The 14,959-nt window shown below is 60.8% G+C and carries 18 protein-coding genes; 8 read left to right on the forward strand and 10 right to left on the reverse strand.

Annotation, left to right across the window (positions count from 1 at the left end; genetic code table 11):
- Positions 1–444 carry a molybdenum cofactor biosynthesis protein MoaE gene (locus BLQ98_RS02865; RefSeq protein WP_093731837.1) on the forward strand — a complete coding sequence of 148 codons (444 nt, stop codon included), beginning with the start codon at positions 1–3 and terminating at the stop codon, positions 442–444.
- Between the two features lie 16 nt (positions 445–460).
- Here the strand turns inward: BLQ98_RS02865 and BLQ98_RS02870 are convergent, their stop codons facing one another.
- The 3 genes from BLQ98_RS02870 to ubiA form a co-directional block, all read right to left on the reverse strand.
- Positions 461–787 carry a hypothetical protein gene (locus BLQ98_RS02870; protein WP_005849689.1) on the reverse strand — a complete coding sequence of 109 codons (327 nt, stop codon included), beginning with the start codon at positions 785–787 and terminating at the stop codon, positions 461–463.
- 1 nt (position 788) lies between these two features.
- Positions 789–2,696, reverse strand: a complete 1,908-nt coding sequence (locus tag BLQ98_RS02875) for an OmpA family protein (RefSeq protein ID WP_093731838.1) — start codon at positions 2,694–2,696, stop codon at positions 789–791.
- Positions 2,697–2,759: 63 nt separating this feature from the next.
- Positions 2,760–3,734, reverse strand: coding sequence for a 4-hydroxybenzoate octaprenyltransferase (gene ubiA, locus BLQ98_RS02880; RefSeq protein WP_093731839.1), 975 nt, complete (start codon positions 3,732–3,734; stop codon positions 2,760–2,762).
- 12 nt (positions 3,735–3,746) lie between these two features.
- Between ubiA and BLQ98_RS02885 the strand changes: the two genes are divergently transcribed.
- The 3 genes from BLQ98_RS02885 (at position 3,747) to BLQ98_RS02895 (ending at position 6,525) form a co-directional block, all read left to right on the forward strand.
- Positions 3,747–4,469, forward strand: coding sequence for a 16S rRNA (uracil(1498)-N(3))-methyltransferase (locus BLQ98_RS02885; protein WP_093731840.1), 723 nt, complete (start codon positions 3,747–3,749; stop codon positions 4,467–4,469).
- Positions 4,470–4,566: 97 nt separating this feature from the next.
- Positions 4,567–5,094, forward strand: coding sequence for a hypothetical protein (locus BLQ98_RS02890; protein WP_093731841.1), 528 nt, complete (start codon positions 4,567–4,569; stop codon positions 5,092–5,094).
- Positions 5,095–5,154: 60 nt separating this feature from the next.
- Complete coding sequence (locus tag BLQ98_RS02895; protein ID WP_093731842.1) at positions 5,155–6,525, forward strand: glutamate--cysteine ligase; 1,371 nt, start codon at positions 5,155–5,157, stop codon at positions 6,523–6,525.
- Here the strand turns inward: BLQ98_RS02895 and BLQ98_RS02900 are convergent.
- From BLQ98_RS02900 to BLQ98_RS02930, 7 genes are all read right to left on the reverse strand, one after another.
- Positions 6,522–6,794, reverse strand: coding sequence for a hypothetical protein (locus BLQ98_RS02900; protein ID WP_093731843.1), 273 nt, complete (start codon positions 6,792–6,794; stop codon positions 6,522–6,524). The genes BLQ98_RS02895 and BLQ98_RS02900 overlap by 4 nt on opposite strands.
- A gap of 4 nt (positions 6,795–6,798) precedes the next feature.
- Entirely contained in the window at positions 6,799–7,410 is a 612-nt protein-coding gene (plsY, locus tag BLQ98_RS02905) for a glycerol-3-phosphate 1-O-acyltransferase PlsY (protein WP_093731844.1), read from the reverse strand.
- A gap of 2 nt (positions 7,411–7,412) precedes the next feature.
- A complete protein-coding gene (gene pyrC / locus BLQ98_RS02910; RefSeq protein WP_093731845.1) occupies positions 7,413–8,693 on the reverse strand; it encodes a dihydroorotase in 1,281 nt (426 codons plus the stop codon).
- Positions 8,694–8,848: 155 nt separating this feature from the next.
- Positions 8,849–9,385 carry a hypothetical protein gene (locus tag BLQ98_RS02915; RefSeq protein WP_093731846.1) on the reverse strand — a complete coding sequence of 179 codons (537 nt, stop codon included), beginning with the start codon at positions 9,383–9,385 and terminating at the stop codon, positions 8,849–8,851.
- Positions 9,382–9,897, reverse strand: a complete 516-nt coding sequence (locus tag BLQ98_RS02920; protein WP_093731847.1) for a hypothetical protein — start codon at positions 9,895–9,897, stop codon at positions 9,382–9,384. Before BLQ98_RS02920 ends, BLQ98_RS02915 begins: the two co-directional genes overlap by 4 nt.
- On the reverse strand, positions 9,894–10,334 hold the full coding sequence (locus BLQ98_RS02925) for a hypothetical protein (RefSeq protein ID WP_093731848.1): 441 nt from the start codon (positions 10,332–10,334) through the stop codon (positions 9,894–9,896). Before BLQ98_RS02925 ends, BLQ98_RS02920 begins: the two co-directional genes overlap by 4 nt.
- Positions 10,331–11,278, reverse strand: a complete 948-nt coding sequence (locus BLQ98_RS02930) for an aspartate carbamoyltransferase catalytic subunit (protein ID WP_093731944.1) — start codon at positions 11,276–11,278, stop codon at positions 10,331–10,333. The genes BLQ98_RS02925 and BLQ98_RS02930 overlap by 4 nt, the downstream gene beginning before the upstream one ends.
- Before the next feature lie 156 nt (positions 11,279–11,434).
- Between BLQ98_RS02930 and BLQ98_RS02935 the strand changes: the two genes are divergently transcribed.
- The 4 genes from BLQ98_RS02935 (at position 11,435) to BLQ98_RS02950 (ending at position 14,956) form a co-directional block, all read left to right on the forward strand.
- Positions 11,435–12,208, forward strand: coding sequence for a uracil-DNA glycosylase (locus tag BLQ98_RS02935; RefSeq protein ID WP_093731849.1), 774 nt, complete (start codon positions 11,435–11,437; stop codon positions 12,206–12,208).
- Positions 12,201–12,809 carry a LysE family translocator gene (locus BLQ98_RS02940; protein ID WP_093731850.1) on the forward strand — a complete coding sequence of 203 codons (609 nt, stop codon included), beginning with the start codon at positions 12,201–12,203 and terminating at the stop codon, positions 12,807–12,809. Before BLQ98_RS02935 ends, BLQ98_RS02940 begins: the two co-directional genes overlap by 8 nt.
- Positions 12,806–13,348 carry a molybdenum cofactor biosynthesis protein B gene (moaB, locus tag BLQ98_RS02945; protein ID WP_093731851.1) on the forward strand — a complete coding sequence of 181 codons (543 nt, stop codon included), beginning with the start codon at positions 12,806–12,808 and terminating at the stop codon, positions 13,346–13,348. The genes BLQ98_RS02940 and moaB overlap by 4 nt, the downstream gene beginning before the upstream one ends.
- A gap of 147 nt (positions 13,349–13,495) precedes the next feature.
- On the forward strand, positions 13,496–14,956 hold the full coding sequence (locus tag BLQ98_RS02950) for an efflux RND transporter periplasmic adaptor subunit (RefSeq protein WP_093731852.1): 1,461 nt from the start codon (positions 13,496–13,498) through the stop codon (positions 14,954–14,956).
- Positions 14,957–14,959: the final 3 nt, after the last annotated feature.

Consider the following 14,959-nt stretch of genomic DNA (forward strand, 5'->3'; position numbering starts at 1 on the left):
ATGAAAATCTCGGTTCAGGACGCCCCGTTCGATCTGGGACAAGAAACGCAGGCGTTCGCCGCCGGTCACCGTGATATGGGCGCGATTGTGACGTTTACGGGAATCGTGCGGGATCTGCCCGATGATCCGTTAAAAGCGATGGAGATCGAACATTACCCCGGCATGACTGAAGCGGCCCTGACCGAGATGGCAGAGACCGCGATGGCCCGTTTTTCGCTAGGGGATGCACTGGTCATTCATCGGTTCGGTCGGTTGCTGCCCGGCGAGATGATCATGATGGTCGCCACTGCTGCGCGGCACCGCAAGGATGCGTTTGAGGCAGCAGAGTTTCTGATGGACTACCTGAAATCGCGCGCTCCGTTCTGGAAGCGCGAGATTACTGAAAAGGGTGCGGATTGGGTGGCGTCCAAATCAGAGGACGAAGACGCGCTGGCACGTTGGTAGCGGACCAGCCGGGCCCTTAGCTGGCCTGCTGGCGATCGATATAAGCGCGCATTTCTTCCGCCTCGTGGCGTGCATCACGTAGCCCGTCCATCGCGGCACGCAATTCTGCTTCGGTCTGGTTAAGCTGGTTGGTCAGCTCGGCCTCGCGCTGTTGCAGATAGGTGATTGCCTGATCGCGGGTTTCTTCCGCTTCGTGCAATTCCTGGCTCATCCGATCAAGCTGCGCGACATCGTCTGCGGCAACGCGGGTGAACCGGTGCAGTAGCCAGTTGGCGAACCATCCAAGACAGAAGGCGACGAATAGGATAATCGCTGTCGCGATGACAAATTCGGTTCTGCTCATGTTAGTTGCCTTCTTGGGTCTGGTCGGATGGTGTGCCTGTATCGCCTGTATCGCCTGTATCCGCGCCGTTTTCCAGCGCTGTTTCATCAGAATCCGCAGTCGTTTGTTCACTGATCAATTTAAATTCGATGCGGCGGTTCGCTTCGCGGCCATCCTCGCTATCGTTAGAGGCGACAGGGGAGTCTTCGCCATAGCCTTTGGCAACGAATGAACCGGTAATCACGCGACGGGCACGCAGTTCGTTTAACACCGATTGCGCGCGCGACTGGCTGAGCGCAAGGTTCATTTCCTCGCGGCCCTGACTGTCGGTATAGCCCTGCACCTCAAGTGCAATGTCGCGGCAATCCTTCAGGATTTCAGCGATCTTATCCATCGTCCCAAGGGCCGACGAATCAATCGTGGCACTGCCGGGTTCAAAGTTAATCTTGCCTTGGGCGACGACCTTGGCGATCTCGGCTTCGCATTCCTGTGGCGTGGGCAGTCCCAAAACGGGGTCCAGCTTTTCCTGGTAGGTAACTTTGACCTCGTAGTCCTTGCCTTCGCCCAGTTTGCCCGCCAGCAGGGTTGCAATTTGTGTGCTGGCATCAGGGTTTCCGGTGTTGCCGGTGACGCTGACACTGTCGGGGGTGGCGATCACGGTGCCGTTCGCCAGCTTGGACAGCGCATCCAGTGAGGACAGGACCCGGGTCGGCCAATCGGCTGGGAGGTCGTCGACGATGCGCGCGGCGGTATAGACCTTGTCAGAGCCAAAGCTTGCCTTGGCGTAGCTGTCGGCCAGTTCGCGCAGCGCGTCGTCGCTGAGGCGACCGCGCAGCTGCACCTGACCTTCGGGCGACAAGGTGGCGACGAATTCAGGCGGTCCCGCATCGGGGTCTACGGCCTTGGGCAGGCTTGCTTTCAGCGCGAAGACGTCTGGCAGGGCGTTCTCCAGCTCTCCGACTTCACGGTCGAACACGGCGCGTTCGGTGCCTTCGGCGGCAATCAGGCTAATGTCGGCATCGGCAAAGCTGACCGATCCGCCGCCGATTTTGGCAAGGCTGCCGATCGCTTTCTCTACCGCTTCGGCCCAACGCGGGCTTGGGACACCAAGCCCCACGGTGCAACGGGCAGAACCGGGGGCCCCGGCTGCGACGGCTGCTTTGAGGATGCGGGCGCTGGCCTGTTCGGTGTCCGCGCTGCAGGCGTCAAACCCGATGCTGCCTTCCTCGATCTGGAAGCGTAGCGTGAAGGGCGTGATCACCGGGCGGGGGGCAGCAATATCCAGTGTGACCACGAGCCCCGAAGGGGCCGCGCGTTTGAGCTGGTTTTCAAGACGCGCCTTGGCCTCTGCGCTGTCGGAGATGGCGGTGATCGACACACGACCTGCCGCGGCAGAGACTTTGGCGCGGGGCAGCTTTCCGATCGCCGAGATGGCAAATCCAAAGGCGTCCTCCCAGCCGTCGGGGGCCGGGTAGTTCGCGGATTCCAGCAGGTCAGCCACATGGTCCTGACCCGCGATGGATTTGAAACGGTCAATGGCAGCGTCGCGGTCCGTGGTGGTGGGAATCAGCCCGATGATGGACACGCCAGAATCATTGCGCAGAATCTCGACCGAGAATTTTGGCGCGGCGATGGCGGCCTGCGCCGTCACCTCCATCTGGTCAATGACACGCGCAGCATCAACGATCGTGCCGGCCGTGCTGAGCGCATTAAAGCGGGCGACCTCGTTCGGTGCCGTGCCCGACAGCGTGACCTGAAGCCCGTCTGCCTCAACCTCCGCCCATGTCATCTCTTTTACATCAAGGGCATCGCGAACGCCGATCTCGGAGTTCTCCTCGATCAATGTGACTGAAAAGCTTGCCGCCACCAAAGAGACGGATGCTGCAGCGGTAAAGGTCATCGCGATGATCAGAAGTACAGATAGGCGCATAAACTCGTTTCTGAGACCGTTGATATTGGAGGCTTTGATACGCCTGCGGGGGCAGGGGTGCAATCAGGCCAAAAGGGCGGCGGCGAAAAATACCAGCGGGATCATGCCGGTATCGCGGTTAACGCGAAACAACCGTAGAAGTTTATCATTGTCGTTGATGTCGACGCTACGCAGCTGCCATGCCATATGCCAGCCCATTGCCCACGGACCTGACAGCGCGATGATCAACGCCAGAAACGATGCAGAATCACGCAAGGCAAAGATCACGGCCAGCCCCATCAGGCCCACGGTGCCCATCAAAAACCGGCGCAGCCATTGGGCGGTGTTGTCACCGAACAGGCGAGCGGTCGATTTCACACCGATCAGCGCGTCGTCTTCTGTGTCCTGATGGGCATAGATCGTGTCGTAGAACAGTGTCCACGCGATCCCAGCAGCATAAAGCACAACCGCAGGCGCGCCGAGGCTGCCGGTATGGGCGGTCCAGGCCAGCAAAGCCCCCCAGTTAAAAGCGATGCCCAAAAAGACCTGGGGCCACCACGTAAAGCGCTTGGCGAAGGGATAGATTGCGACTGGCAGCAAGGCCAACACACCAAGTGCAATCGCTGCTCCGTTAAAGGACAGCAGGATACACAGCGCGATCAGCATCTGCGCGATCATCCAGCCCAAGGCGCCTTTGACGCTGACCTGTCCCGACGGGATCGGCCGCGACCGGGTGCGTGCAACCTTGTCATCGATATGGCGGTCGGTGATGTCGTTCCATGTGCAACCTGCGCCGCGCATCAACCATGCACCCGCACCGCAGCCGATAAATATCCACAGATCGAACCAGCGCGGCTGCTGGTCAAACAGCATCGCAAGCGTCAATCCCCACCAACACGGCAGCAGCAAAAGCCACGTCCCGATGGGGCGATCCGCGCGGCTGAGCCGCAAAAAAGGTCGGGTGAAACGCGGGGCAGAACGGTCGACCCAATTGTCCGCAGGGGCATCGACGACGCGCGCCGCATCATTGCCATCTGGTGTCGGCGAGGTGTCGTGCATATATCTGTGCCCATGAACGCTAAAATCAGACTTTATGTAGATCATCCACTGGGGCAGGGGCAATCCGTTCCTTTGGATAAGGCGCAGGCGCATTACCTCTTTGGCGTGATGCGCCAGGCGGTCGGGGCGTCTATCTTGCTGTTTAACGGCATCGATGACGAATGGCGTGCCGAGGTCGCCGAGGCAGGCAAGCGCGGTGGCGTGATGGTCTGTGCCGAGCAGACCAAACCGCTGCAAATGCCGCCCGACCTGTGGCTGATCTTTGCGCCGATCAAAAAGGCGCGCACGGATTTCATTGTCGAGAAAGCTGCTGAAATGGGCGCACGTCGTATTGTGCCGGTGCAAAGTGAATTTACCAATGCGGGCCGCGTGCAACGCGACCGGTTGCAGGCCCATGCGATAGAAGCGGCAGAGCAATGCGGGGGTACTTTCGTACCCGAAGTTGCTGAAATGGTCCGTTTGGATCGGTTGATCGACAGCTGGGAGCCTGAGCGATCCTTGATGTTCTGCGACGAAGCACTGGCCGGCGAAGAGGGCGATCTGACATCCGCACAGCCTGGTCCCTGGGCCATTCTGATCGGGCCGGAGGGCGGATTTTCTGTCACTGAACGCAAACGGTTGAACGGATTGGAGTGGACCCGCCCCGTGGCGTTGGGCCCTCGGATCCTACGGGCGGATACCGCTGCGGTGGCGGCGATGACGTTGTGGCAGAAGACCTTGGGGGATTGGACGTGAGCGCCGTGTGTGTGTCGCCTGTCGAAGTGGGGGTTTCACACCCCCACGCCCCCGTGGAGTTTAACGGGCAAAATGAAGCCGGTATCGGGAGAGGGCGATGAGTTTTTTGCGACCTGAGGCAAAGGCCGAACTGTGGCGCTGGCGTGAGGTTCTGGGCGGCATTGCGGTGGCGCTGGTCGGGCTTTGGCTCGTGATGGGGCCAGGGCTGCTGCTGGCGATACCGGGGTATGCGTTGATCCTTGCGGGGGTGGTCTTTGTCTGGATCGGCGGCCAGCGGGTCAGGTTTCGCAAGACCAGCCTTGGCGCAGGCGCAGTGCAGGTGGATGAGGGGCAGATCGCCTATTTTGGACCGCTGACAGGCGGGGTCATCGCCCTGCGCGAGATGGAGCGGCTGAGCCTTGAACGCGGTGCCTATCCAGCCCATTGGAAACTGGAACAACCCGGACAAAATCCCGTGATGATCCCCGTGGATGCGGCTGGCGCAGACGCGCTGTTTGACGCTTTTGCCGCGCTGCCGGGACTTCGCACCGAACGCATGTTGGCGGAATTGGCAGACGACAAGACCCTGTCGGTCGTGATCTGGGAGCGTCGGTCGATGCGCCCGGTTTCGACCCTGTTGCATTGACACCCCGCAGAAATCGCACCATCCCTAAGACCACAGAAATTGAATTCGGAGCCACCCCACATGTCCATCCCTCAATCCGGCGGCGGCCCGATCGAAAGTTACGACCAACTGGTCAATTACCTGGCAGACGGGTGCAAGCCGAAAGAAGATTGGCGCATCGGTACCGAGCACGAGAAATTCGGCTATAACAAAGAGACGCTGTTGCCGTTGCCCTATGAGGGCGACTGTTCCATCCGCGCCATGCTCGAAGGCCTGCGCGACGGTCACGGCTGGGACCCTGTCGAAGAAGGCGGCAAGCTGATTGGTTTGGTCAAGGACGGGGCCAATGTCTCGCTTGAGCCGGGCGGCCAGCTGGAACTGTCGGGTGCCCCTGTCGAAACCATCCACGAGACGTGCGACGAGGTGAATGCGCACCTGCGCGAAGTGCGCGATGTAGCAGACCGCATCGGGGCCGGTTTCATTGGTCTGGGCGCTGCGCCGGAATGGTCACATGACCAGATGGATCTGATGCCCAAGGGGCGTTATAAACTGATGAACGAATACATGACCAAAGTCGGCACGATGGGCCGGGTCATGATGCGTCGGACCTGCACCGTGCAGGTGAACCTCGACTTCGGGTCAGAGGCCGACATGGTCAAGAAACTACGTGTGGCGCTGGCGTTGCAGCCCGTAGCGACGGCCTTGTTTGCGAACTCCCCCTTCTTCGAGGGCAAGCCCAATGGTCATAAATCCTGGCGTAGCCGTGTGTGGCGCGACCTGGATGCGGCGCGTACTGGCACGTTGCCATGGGTATTCGAAGACGGCATGGGATTCGAGCGTTGGGTGGAATATGCGCTCGATGTGCCGATGTATTTTGTCTACCGCGACGGCAAATACATTGATGCTTTGGGGCAATCATTCCGTGATTTCATGAAGGGCAAGCTGCCCGCACTGCCGGGTGAGATCCCGACCTTGAGCGATTGGGCGGACCACTTGACCACGGCCTTCCCCGAGGCGCGGATCAAGAAGTTTATCGAAATGCGCGGTGCCGATGGTGGCCCGTGGCGCCGGCTTTGCGCGCTGCCCGCGTTTTGGGTGGGTCTGACCTATGACCAGCAGGCGCTGGACGGTGCTTGGGATCTGGTCAAAGGCTGGGATGCTGAAACCCGCGAAGCATTACGCGTGGCGGCGTCTGTTGACGGGTTGCAGGCCAAGGTTGGCGGCGTGAACATGCACGATATCGCGCGCGAGGCCGTGGCCTTGTCAGAGCACGGCCTGAAAGCACGCGCACGCAGCGGCGCAGGTGGCATGGTTCCGGACGAAACCCATTTCCTGAACGCCCTGAAGGAAAGCATCGAGACGGGCAAAGTACCTGCCGACGAGCTTTTGGATGACTATAACGGCAAATGGAATGGCGATCTCAGCCGGATCTACGCCGACTATTCGTACTAATTTTCGATGACCAGCCCGCGGATAAAGGCAGTAACCTTGGCCGCGGGCATCTCGCACGGGTAAAGCCGTGTACCGCTGGCGAGGGCATAAAGGTTCAGACTGATATAGTCCGAACCGCCCAACTCCTCGGCAACCAGTTTCCAGCTTTTACCTGTGTTGAAGGTGCTTTTTGACCAGACATAGCGGCGGGTTTGATATCTGCCGGTGTGGGTGCCGTCGGGCAGCGCGTGGAACGCGGCCAAAAAGCGCGCGTCTACGGTGGCCGTCACCGGGTCAGTCTTTCTGGGCACCGATCTTGGGCTCTGTGCCCGCACGGATGCGTTTGATGTTTTCACGGTGCCGCCAGAATACCAGCAGGGTGAGCACGATGCCCAACAGCAGGGCGCTGCCGTACCCCAGGAATATCATAAAGAAGGTCGATGCCGCCGCCGAGGCAAGCCCGCCGATGGAGGACGTACGTGTCACGGCCATGGCGATCAGCCATGCCAGACAGCTCGCGATGCCGACGGGCCATGCCAATGCCAGCAGCACGCCAAGGAAGGTCGCTACGCCTTTGCCACCCTTGAACCCCAGCCATACCGGGTAGCAATGCCCCAGCATCGCGGCCAGTGCTGCGATCTGTGCGGCGTCTTCGCCTGCAAAGAGCCGCGCCAGCAATACCGCGACGGCCCCTTTGCCACCATCCAGTATCAGGGTCAGCGCGGCCGCTTTCTTGGAGCCCGTGCGCAGTACGTTCGTGGCACCGATATTGCCCGACCCGATACTGCGCAGATCCCCTAGATTCATCGCGCGGGTCAGCACCATGCCAAAGGGGATAGACCCGACCAGATAGGCCGCAATAGCCCAGAACAAGAGCACGAATAGGGTGGAATCGATCAGGGGCATAATCAGGAGGCCTTATAGATGCAGGTGCCAGAAACGTAAGTTTCCAAAACCTTACCTTGCATGCGCATCCCATCAAAGGGGGTGTTGCGCGATTTCGACTGCAATGTCTCGCGGTTCATGACAAAGGGCGCACCGTCGTCGAACAGCACCAGATCGGCGGGGGCGCCCACCGACATGCGCCCACCGGGCAGGCCCAGACGTTTCGCCGGATTGAACGACAGCGCCCGCCATAGCGTCGCGATGTCGATCATCTCTGAGTGGACCAGTCGCAGGGCCGCAGGCAGCAGCGTTTCCAGTGCGACGGCCCCCGACGCGGCTTCTTCGAACGGCAGACGTTTGGATTCCTCATCCTGCGGCGTGTGCATAGAGCAGATGATGTCGATCAACCCCGAGGCCACGGCCTCTACCACGGCGATGCGGTCCTCTTCGTCGCGCAACGGTGGCTTGAGCTTGAAGAAGGTGCGGTAGTCGGCCACATCCAGCGCGTTCAGCGTCAGGTGGTGAATGCCGACACCTGCGGTGATATCCAACCCGTTGTTCTTGGCGCGTTCAAGTGCGGGCAGGGCGCGGGCGGTGGTGATCTGGTCGGCGTGATAGCGAGCACCTGTCATTTCGACCAGCGCGATGTCACGGTCCAGCCCCATGCGCTCGGCCATGGGCGACACGGCGGGCAGCCCGCGCAACGACGCGAATTTGCCAGAGGTCACCGCCGCTCCTTTGCTCAGGATCGGTTCTTGCGGGTGGGCGATGACCAGCGCACCAAGGCTGCGGGCATAGGTCAGCGCACGGGAAAACACCTTGGTGTCCGTCACAACACGGTCGCAATCGGTAAAGCCCACGGCACCCGCATCCATCAGAAACCCGATCTCGGTCATCTCGCGGCCTTCGCGACCTTTGGTCAGGGCGGCCATGGGCACGACGTTGACCGGCGCGGCCTCGTTGGCGCGACGGGTGACAAATTCCAGCACTTCGGGGCTGTCGATGGTGGGGTTGGTGTCAGGGCGCGTGACCATGGTCGTGACCCCACCTGCTGCCGCCGCCAATCCCGCGGACCGAAAGCTTTCCTTGTGCCGTTCGCCGGGTTCGCAGACCTTGACCCCAAGATCGACGATCCCGGGGGCGAGGTACTTGCCACGACAATCCACAATCTGCGCATCGCTCGGTATCGACGCGGTCGCGTCCAGTATCGCCGCGATCTTGCCATTCTCGACCTTGATCGTGCCGTGCGTGACGGTGCCTGCTTCGGGGTCGATCAGCTGCGCGTTGATAAAATGCAGGGTCATGGAGAGGCTTTCATAGTTAAGGAAACAGAGGCGCAGCAGCGGCGGCAGGTTGGATCAGGACCCGATCCGCACCATCATGCCTGCCACACCAAAGGCGACAAGCAGGGCGATCATGGCGACGCGGCCCGACATTTTGGGATCAGGTTTGGGTTCTTTCACAGCAGCCACCATAAAATAAGACCGATCAGCACGATGACTGCCAGCAGCACCATCATACCACCAGCCCCGCCCTTGGGCGGCGATTTCGGAGTCATGTCCGCAGCACCGGTGTAGGGTTGCGCGGATTCAGCCTCGAGCGGGATAACGGACATATCCGGTTGGGTCTCGCCGTATGTGCCGATCATGGTCAGGTCGGGACCAAGCTTTAGCGTCGTCTCTTGCCCCTCAAAGGCCGAGGAAAACAGCAACAGCACATAGCCGTCCAGCGCATCCAAACGGGCGCGGTCGCGGCTGATCTGGTCAGGGGGCACGGCGTAGCCATCATTCAGATAGCGCGCCAGCCCCACGCCCGTTAGGTCGGAGACGGGAAAAAGCTCGGCCGAGCCTTCGGGTACTGAACGGCCAAGCAGATCGGCGATCAACGCTTCCTTGCTGCCATCGCGCAGATCGCGGGCCAGTTTGTCAATCGGGCGGTTTACGGCAAACAGACGGATCTGGCCGATTTCGCCTTTGGGGATCTCAAGTTGTGTCATCGGGGTGCACCTTTGTACGCAGTTACCATCAATGCACTTAATCTGTCGCTGTCTTCGATATATTCAAACCCTAGATGCGCGGTGCGGGCGGGATTGTCGGCTTGTTCATGCCGGATAAAGAAAACGGAGGGCGGGCTGGTCGGACGCAGATCGGGCTTCGTCTCGGCGCTGCGGGGGAAAGCTTTGGCGCGGGTGCCATCGCGGGTCAGCTTGAAAAACAGGGCGCGGTGGTTGGTCAGCGCATAGCGGGTGCGGCGCAGATCGGTCAGGCGGGTCATCCCGCGATAAAGCGACAGGGCCACCAGGGCGACGATCACCGCGACGACCACCGATTGAGACACAGGCAAGCTGTTGCCTTGCAGCAAAAAAGCGCCAGCGATCACGGTACCGATTGCGCCGACAAAGGGACCGAGCAACTGAAAATTGCGCAGTGACAGCTTTGGCTTGGGGCGACCTGTCCACAATAGATCTTCGTCCGGCTCTAGCAGGTCTTGCCAAAATCTGTCGGTCATCGCGTGGCCTCTATCGCTTGGGCAAGACGCGCCTTGGTCTCGCGCAGCTGCGGCACCAGCGGCAGGGTGACGCGCTGGCCGTCCGGCAAGCCAAGGGTGATCGACCACAGCGACAGTTTCCCGATTGACCGGATATCGGTCAGCGGCAGGACAAGCGGCTCTGCGGTATCGGGGGAGTTTATGTAGAGCGCACGGTTGGTCAGCCGCCAGGCGGTATTGCGGTTTCTGTACCAGATCTGGAATTCGTCAAAGACCCACATGTAGAAAACCGCGATCAGAACCGAGGCGAGCAGCCATGTAATCGGGTCCAGCCAGATCAGCAGCGGCAGACAGAACAGCATGGTCAGCACAGCCAATGCCATGCACCGCCAAAAGAACGCCCGCGGCGAAATACGCCAGTGTAGCAGGTCGTGTTCTTCGGGCGGGCGTGCGGTCATGCGTTTGCCTTGCGGCTGTCCACAAGGTTGCGCGCGAGCAGGTCCATCGCGGCCATGCGCACAGCCACGCCCATCTCTACCTGGTCCTGAATAACGCTGCGATTGATGTCATCTGCCAACGTTCCGTCAATTTCTACGCCGCGGTTCATCGGGCCGGGGTGCATGACAATCGCGTCGGGCTTGGCGTGGGCCAGTTTCTCAGCATCCAGACCATATCTGTGATAATATTCACGTTCGCTGGGGATAAAGCCGCCGTCCATGCGTTCTTTTTGCAAGCGGAGCATCATTACGACATCGACGTCTTTCAGCCCTTCTTTCATATCGTCGAACACCTCGACGCCAAATTCGCCGATCTGCGCCGGCATCAGGGTCGGGGGGGCGATCAGGCGAATGCGGTTTTCCATCTTGCCAAGAAGCATGATGTTGGACCGTGCCACGCGGCTGTGTGCGATGTCGCCGCAGATGGCAATGGAAAGGCGGTGCAGGCGCCCCTTGGCGCGGCGGATCGTCAACGCGTCCAGTAGGGCTTGGGTTGGGTGTTCATGCCGCCCGTCTCCCGCGTTCAACACGGCGCAGTTCACCTTTTGCGCCAGCAGATCGACCGCACCGGACTGGGGGTGGCGCACAACCAGCAGATCGGGATGCATCGCGTTCAGCGTCATCGCCGTATCAATGAGCGTTTCGCCCTTTTTGATCGACGACGCCTGCATCGCCATGTTCATGACATCCGCGCCAAGCCGCTTGCCCGCGATCTCAAAGCTCGCCTGCGTGCGGGTCGAGTTTTCGAAGAACATGTTGATCTGCGTCAGCCCGTTCAGCGCATCACTGTGTTTATGAGGCTGGCGGTTCAAATCGGCGTATGTGTCCGCCAGATCAAGAAGGGTGGTAATGTCGTCTTGGGACAGGTGTTCAATGCCCAGAAGATGGCGGTGTGCGAAACTCATGACGGCGGACCCCACGTTATTTTTGGCGTTATAGGCGGCGGCGCTGGGCGGGGCAAGTCGTCGGGCGGCGTCATCCCGAGGCGGGGGTGGAATTGGATTTAAGGCCATTTGGAACTTGGCATTTTTATTGCCCGCATCAGCGCGTAAGTTGGGCACATGGAATCAGTGGATTATCATCAGGCGCTTGCACTTTTGCACTGGCAGATTGAACTTGGCGCGACCGAGGCGATTTGTGACGCGCCGGTGAACCGCTACGAAGTGCCCGCAGCGGTCGAGAAACCGAAGGCGAAAAAGGGCAAGACGGGGCCTGTGCCGCTTGCGTCCTCTGGCCCTGATGTGGTGGCGGAAGCTACACGTGCCGCCGCGGCAGCAACCACGCTTGATGAATTGCGCGCCGCGATGACCGCGTTCGAGCATTGCGAGCTCAAGCGTGGGGCCCGCAATCTGGTATTTTCCGATGGCACGCCGGGGGCCCGCGTCATGATTGTTGGCGAGGCTCCGGGCCGCGACGAAGACCGCGAGGGGCGACCCTTTGTCGGGCGTGCCGGCGGGCTGTTGGACAAGATGTTGGCGACGATCGATATGGGCCGGCATCATGAGACCGCGCCTGTCTATATCACAAATGTGCTGCCTTGGCGGCCACCGCAGAACCGCGACCCTAAGCCCGATGAAATCGCGATGATGAAGCCGTTTCTTGCACGGCATATCGCCTTGGCCAAGCCAGAGGTTCTGGTGATCGTTGGTAATTGGTCCGCACAGGCGTTGCTGGGCAAACGTGGAATCACCCGATTGCGCGGGCAGTGGACCCAGGCGGAGGGGCTGCCCGCACTGCCCATGTTCCACCCCGCCTATCTGTTGCGCAGCCCCGAGTTCAAACGCGAGGCATGGGCCGATTTGCTGTCATTGAAAGCGAAATTAAAGAATGGTTGATCCGATTACGGTGCTGGCCTTTGTACCCGCTGCGCTGGCGCTGAACCTCACGCCCGGTGCGGATATGATGTTCTGTCTGGGGCAGGGCATGCGCTTTGGTCCGCGGGCGTCGGTCGCGGCCAGTGCCGGGGTCGCGCTTGGCGGGATGGTACATGTCACGCTGGCCGGTCTGGGCTTGGGTGCGGTGGTCGCTGCGCTGCCTTGGGCCTTTGACGTGATCCGCTGGATCGGGGTCGGCTATCTGCTGTGGCTGGCTGTGCAGACCTGGCGTAGCAGCGGAGCGGCACCTGCGGTCTTGCCCGCGCCGAAATCGGCGTTTCGCAGCGGTTTGATCGTGAACCTGACCAACCCCAAGGTGATCTTGTTCGTATTGGCCTTTGTGCCGCAATTCGTGGTCCCAGAGGCGGGGCCAGTGCTGCTACAGTTCTTGATGCTCGGCTCGGTGCTGTCGCTGGGCGGGTTTATCATCAACGCTTTGGTCGGTGTGTTTGCCAGCGGTTTAGGCCGCCGGATGGTCGGGGGCGGGCAAGCTCTGCGCTGGATCAGCAGCGGTATTTTCATAGCCCTCGCCGCACGGCTAGCAATATTGGAGCGGACATGAGCCGGATCGACGACACGCTTGATTTTATTCCTGTGCGCATTGCCGTGCTGACGGTGTCAGACACGCGCAGCCTGGCAGATGATCGGTCAGGCGATGTGCTGGTTGCGCGCATTGCCGATGCAGGTCACGCGCTTGCCGCACGCACCATCATACGGGACGAACAGGCCGAGATAGCAGCGCAATTGCGCATTTGGTGTGCCGACCCCGAGATTGATGTGGTGATCAGTACCGGTGGCACGGGGCTGACAGGCCGCGATGTCACCGTAGAGGCGCATCGTGATGTCTACGAGAAAGAGATCGACGCCTTCGGTACGGTATTCACCATCGTCTCGATGCAAAAGATCGGCACCTCTGCGGTGCAAAGCCGCGCCACTGCCGGGGTCGCGCAAGGCACCTATCTGTTCGCGCTGCCCGGATCGCCGGGTGCCTGCAAGGATGCGTGGGACGAGATTTTGGTCAAGCAGCTCGATTACCGCCATAGGCCCTGTAATTTTGTCGAAATCATGCCCCGCCTAGACGAGCACCAGCGCCGGAAGTAGCGGCCTTTGCGATTTTTGGGACGAAGAACGATGGAAACCGCCTGGGCCTGCGTATGATAGGCCGTGCGTGGCTGTCTCAACTGTGATTTTGTTCTTTGTGGGCGTGCGGGGTAAACTGCTGCCACAGATGGATAAGATCGGGGCAAGATGCGATTTTTACGGCAAAGCATGATTGGGCTGTTTCTGGCGGCCGCGACGGTGGGGTTCTTGCTGCTGGCAGCGGACCTTATCGGCGGGGCTGTGCAGCAACGGCTGACCGACGCGCCGCCTGACCGCGCCCCGCGTGAACGGGTGTTTTCTGTCAATGTCGTGCGCGCCGTGTCAGGCACCGAAGTGCCTATCTTGCAAAGCTTTGGGGCCGTGCAAAGCCGCCGGACACTTGAGCTGCGCGCCGCCGTCGGGGGGCGCGTGGTCGAGCTTGCGCCTGAATTCGAGGCCGGCGGTCGGGTTGTCGCGGGGCAGGTTCTCGTCCGTCTTGATCGATCGGACGCTTTGGCTGAAGTCGCGCGGGCACAAAGCGCTGTGCGCAATGCAGAGGCAGAGGGGCGTGATGCCGACCGTGCGCTGGCCTTGGGGCGGGACGAATTGGCCGCCGCCGAAGAACAGGCCGCCTTGCGCATCGGTGCCTTTGAACGTCAACGCGATTTGGGTGAACGGGGTGTCGGGACCGCGACGGCAACAGAGACAGCAGAGCTTGCGGCATCAAGCGCCCGCCAAGCGGTTCTGGCGCGACGTCAGGTGGTGACCCAAACCGAGGCCCGCGTGGATCAGGCCGTGCGCTTGTTGTCCAATGCGCAGATCGCGTTGGCCGATGCACAGCGCGCATTAAAGGAAACCACGATCACCGCGCCTTTCCATGGGGCGCTGAGCGAGACTTCGGTTGTTGAGGGGCGGCTTGTTTCACCGAACGAACGGCTGGCGGAGTTGATTGCCCCGGATGATCTCGAGATTTCTTTTCGTATTTCCACCACACAATTCGCGCGCCTGCTGGATGCGCAGGGCCGGATGATCAAAGCGGATGTTACGGCAAGCCTCGACGTTGCGGGGGCCGACCTTGAGGCACATGGACAGATTACCCGTGCAGGTGCTGCGGCGGGTGAGGGGGCCAGTGGCCGGTTGATCTTTGCCACGCTGCCGCAAGCACCGGGGTTCAAGCCCGGGGATTTCGCGACGGTACGGGTGAGCGAACCGGCATTGGACGACGTCATTCGGATCCCCAGCTCGGCGCTGGATGCGCAGGGGGCAGTGTTGGTACTGGATCCGGAAAACCGGCTTGAAAGCGTTCAGGTCTCTGTGTTGCGTCGCGTGGGGGATGAGGTCTTGGTGCGGGGACCAATCGAGGGCCGCGATGTCGTCGAGGCCCGCTCGCCACTGCTGGGGGCCGGTATTGCGGTAAAGCCGTTGCGCTCGGGGGCTCGGGACACGGCGCAGGTAGATGCGCCCGCAATGATCGCGCTGACAAAGGAACGTCGGGCAAAGCTTGTCGCCTTTGTCGAAGGCAACACGCGGATGCCGCAGGATGCTAAGGCACGGGTTCTGGCGCAACTGGCCGAGCCACAGGTCCCTGCGCGGGTGATCGAACGCATCGAAAGCCGGATGGGGGGCTGATCT

Origin of the sequence: Sulfitobacter litoralis (genome assembly GCF_900103185.1) — a bacterium.
Classification (GTDB): domain Bacteria; phylum Pseudomonadota; class Alphaproteobacteria; order Rhodobacterales; family Rhodobacteraceae; genus Sulfitobacter; species Sulfitobacter litoralis.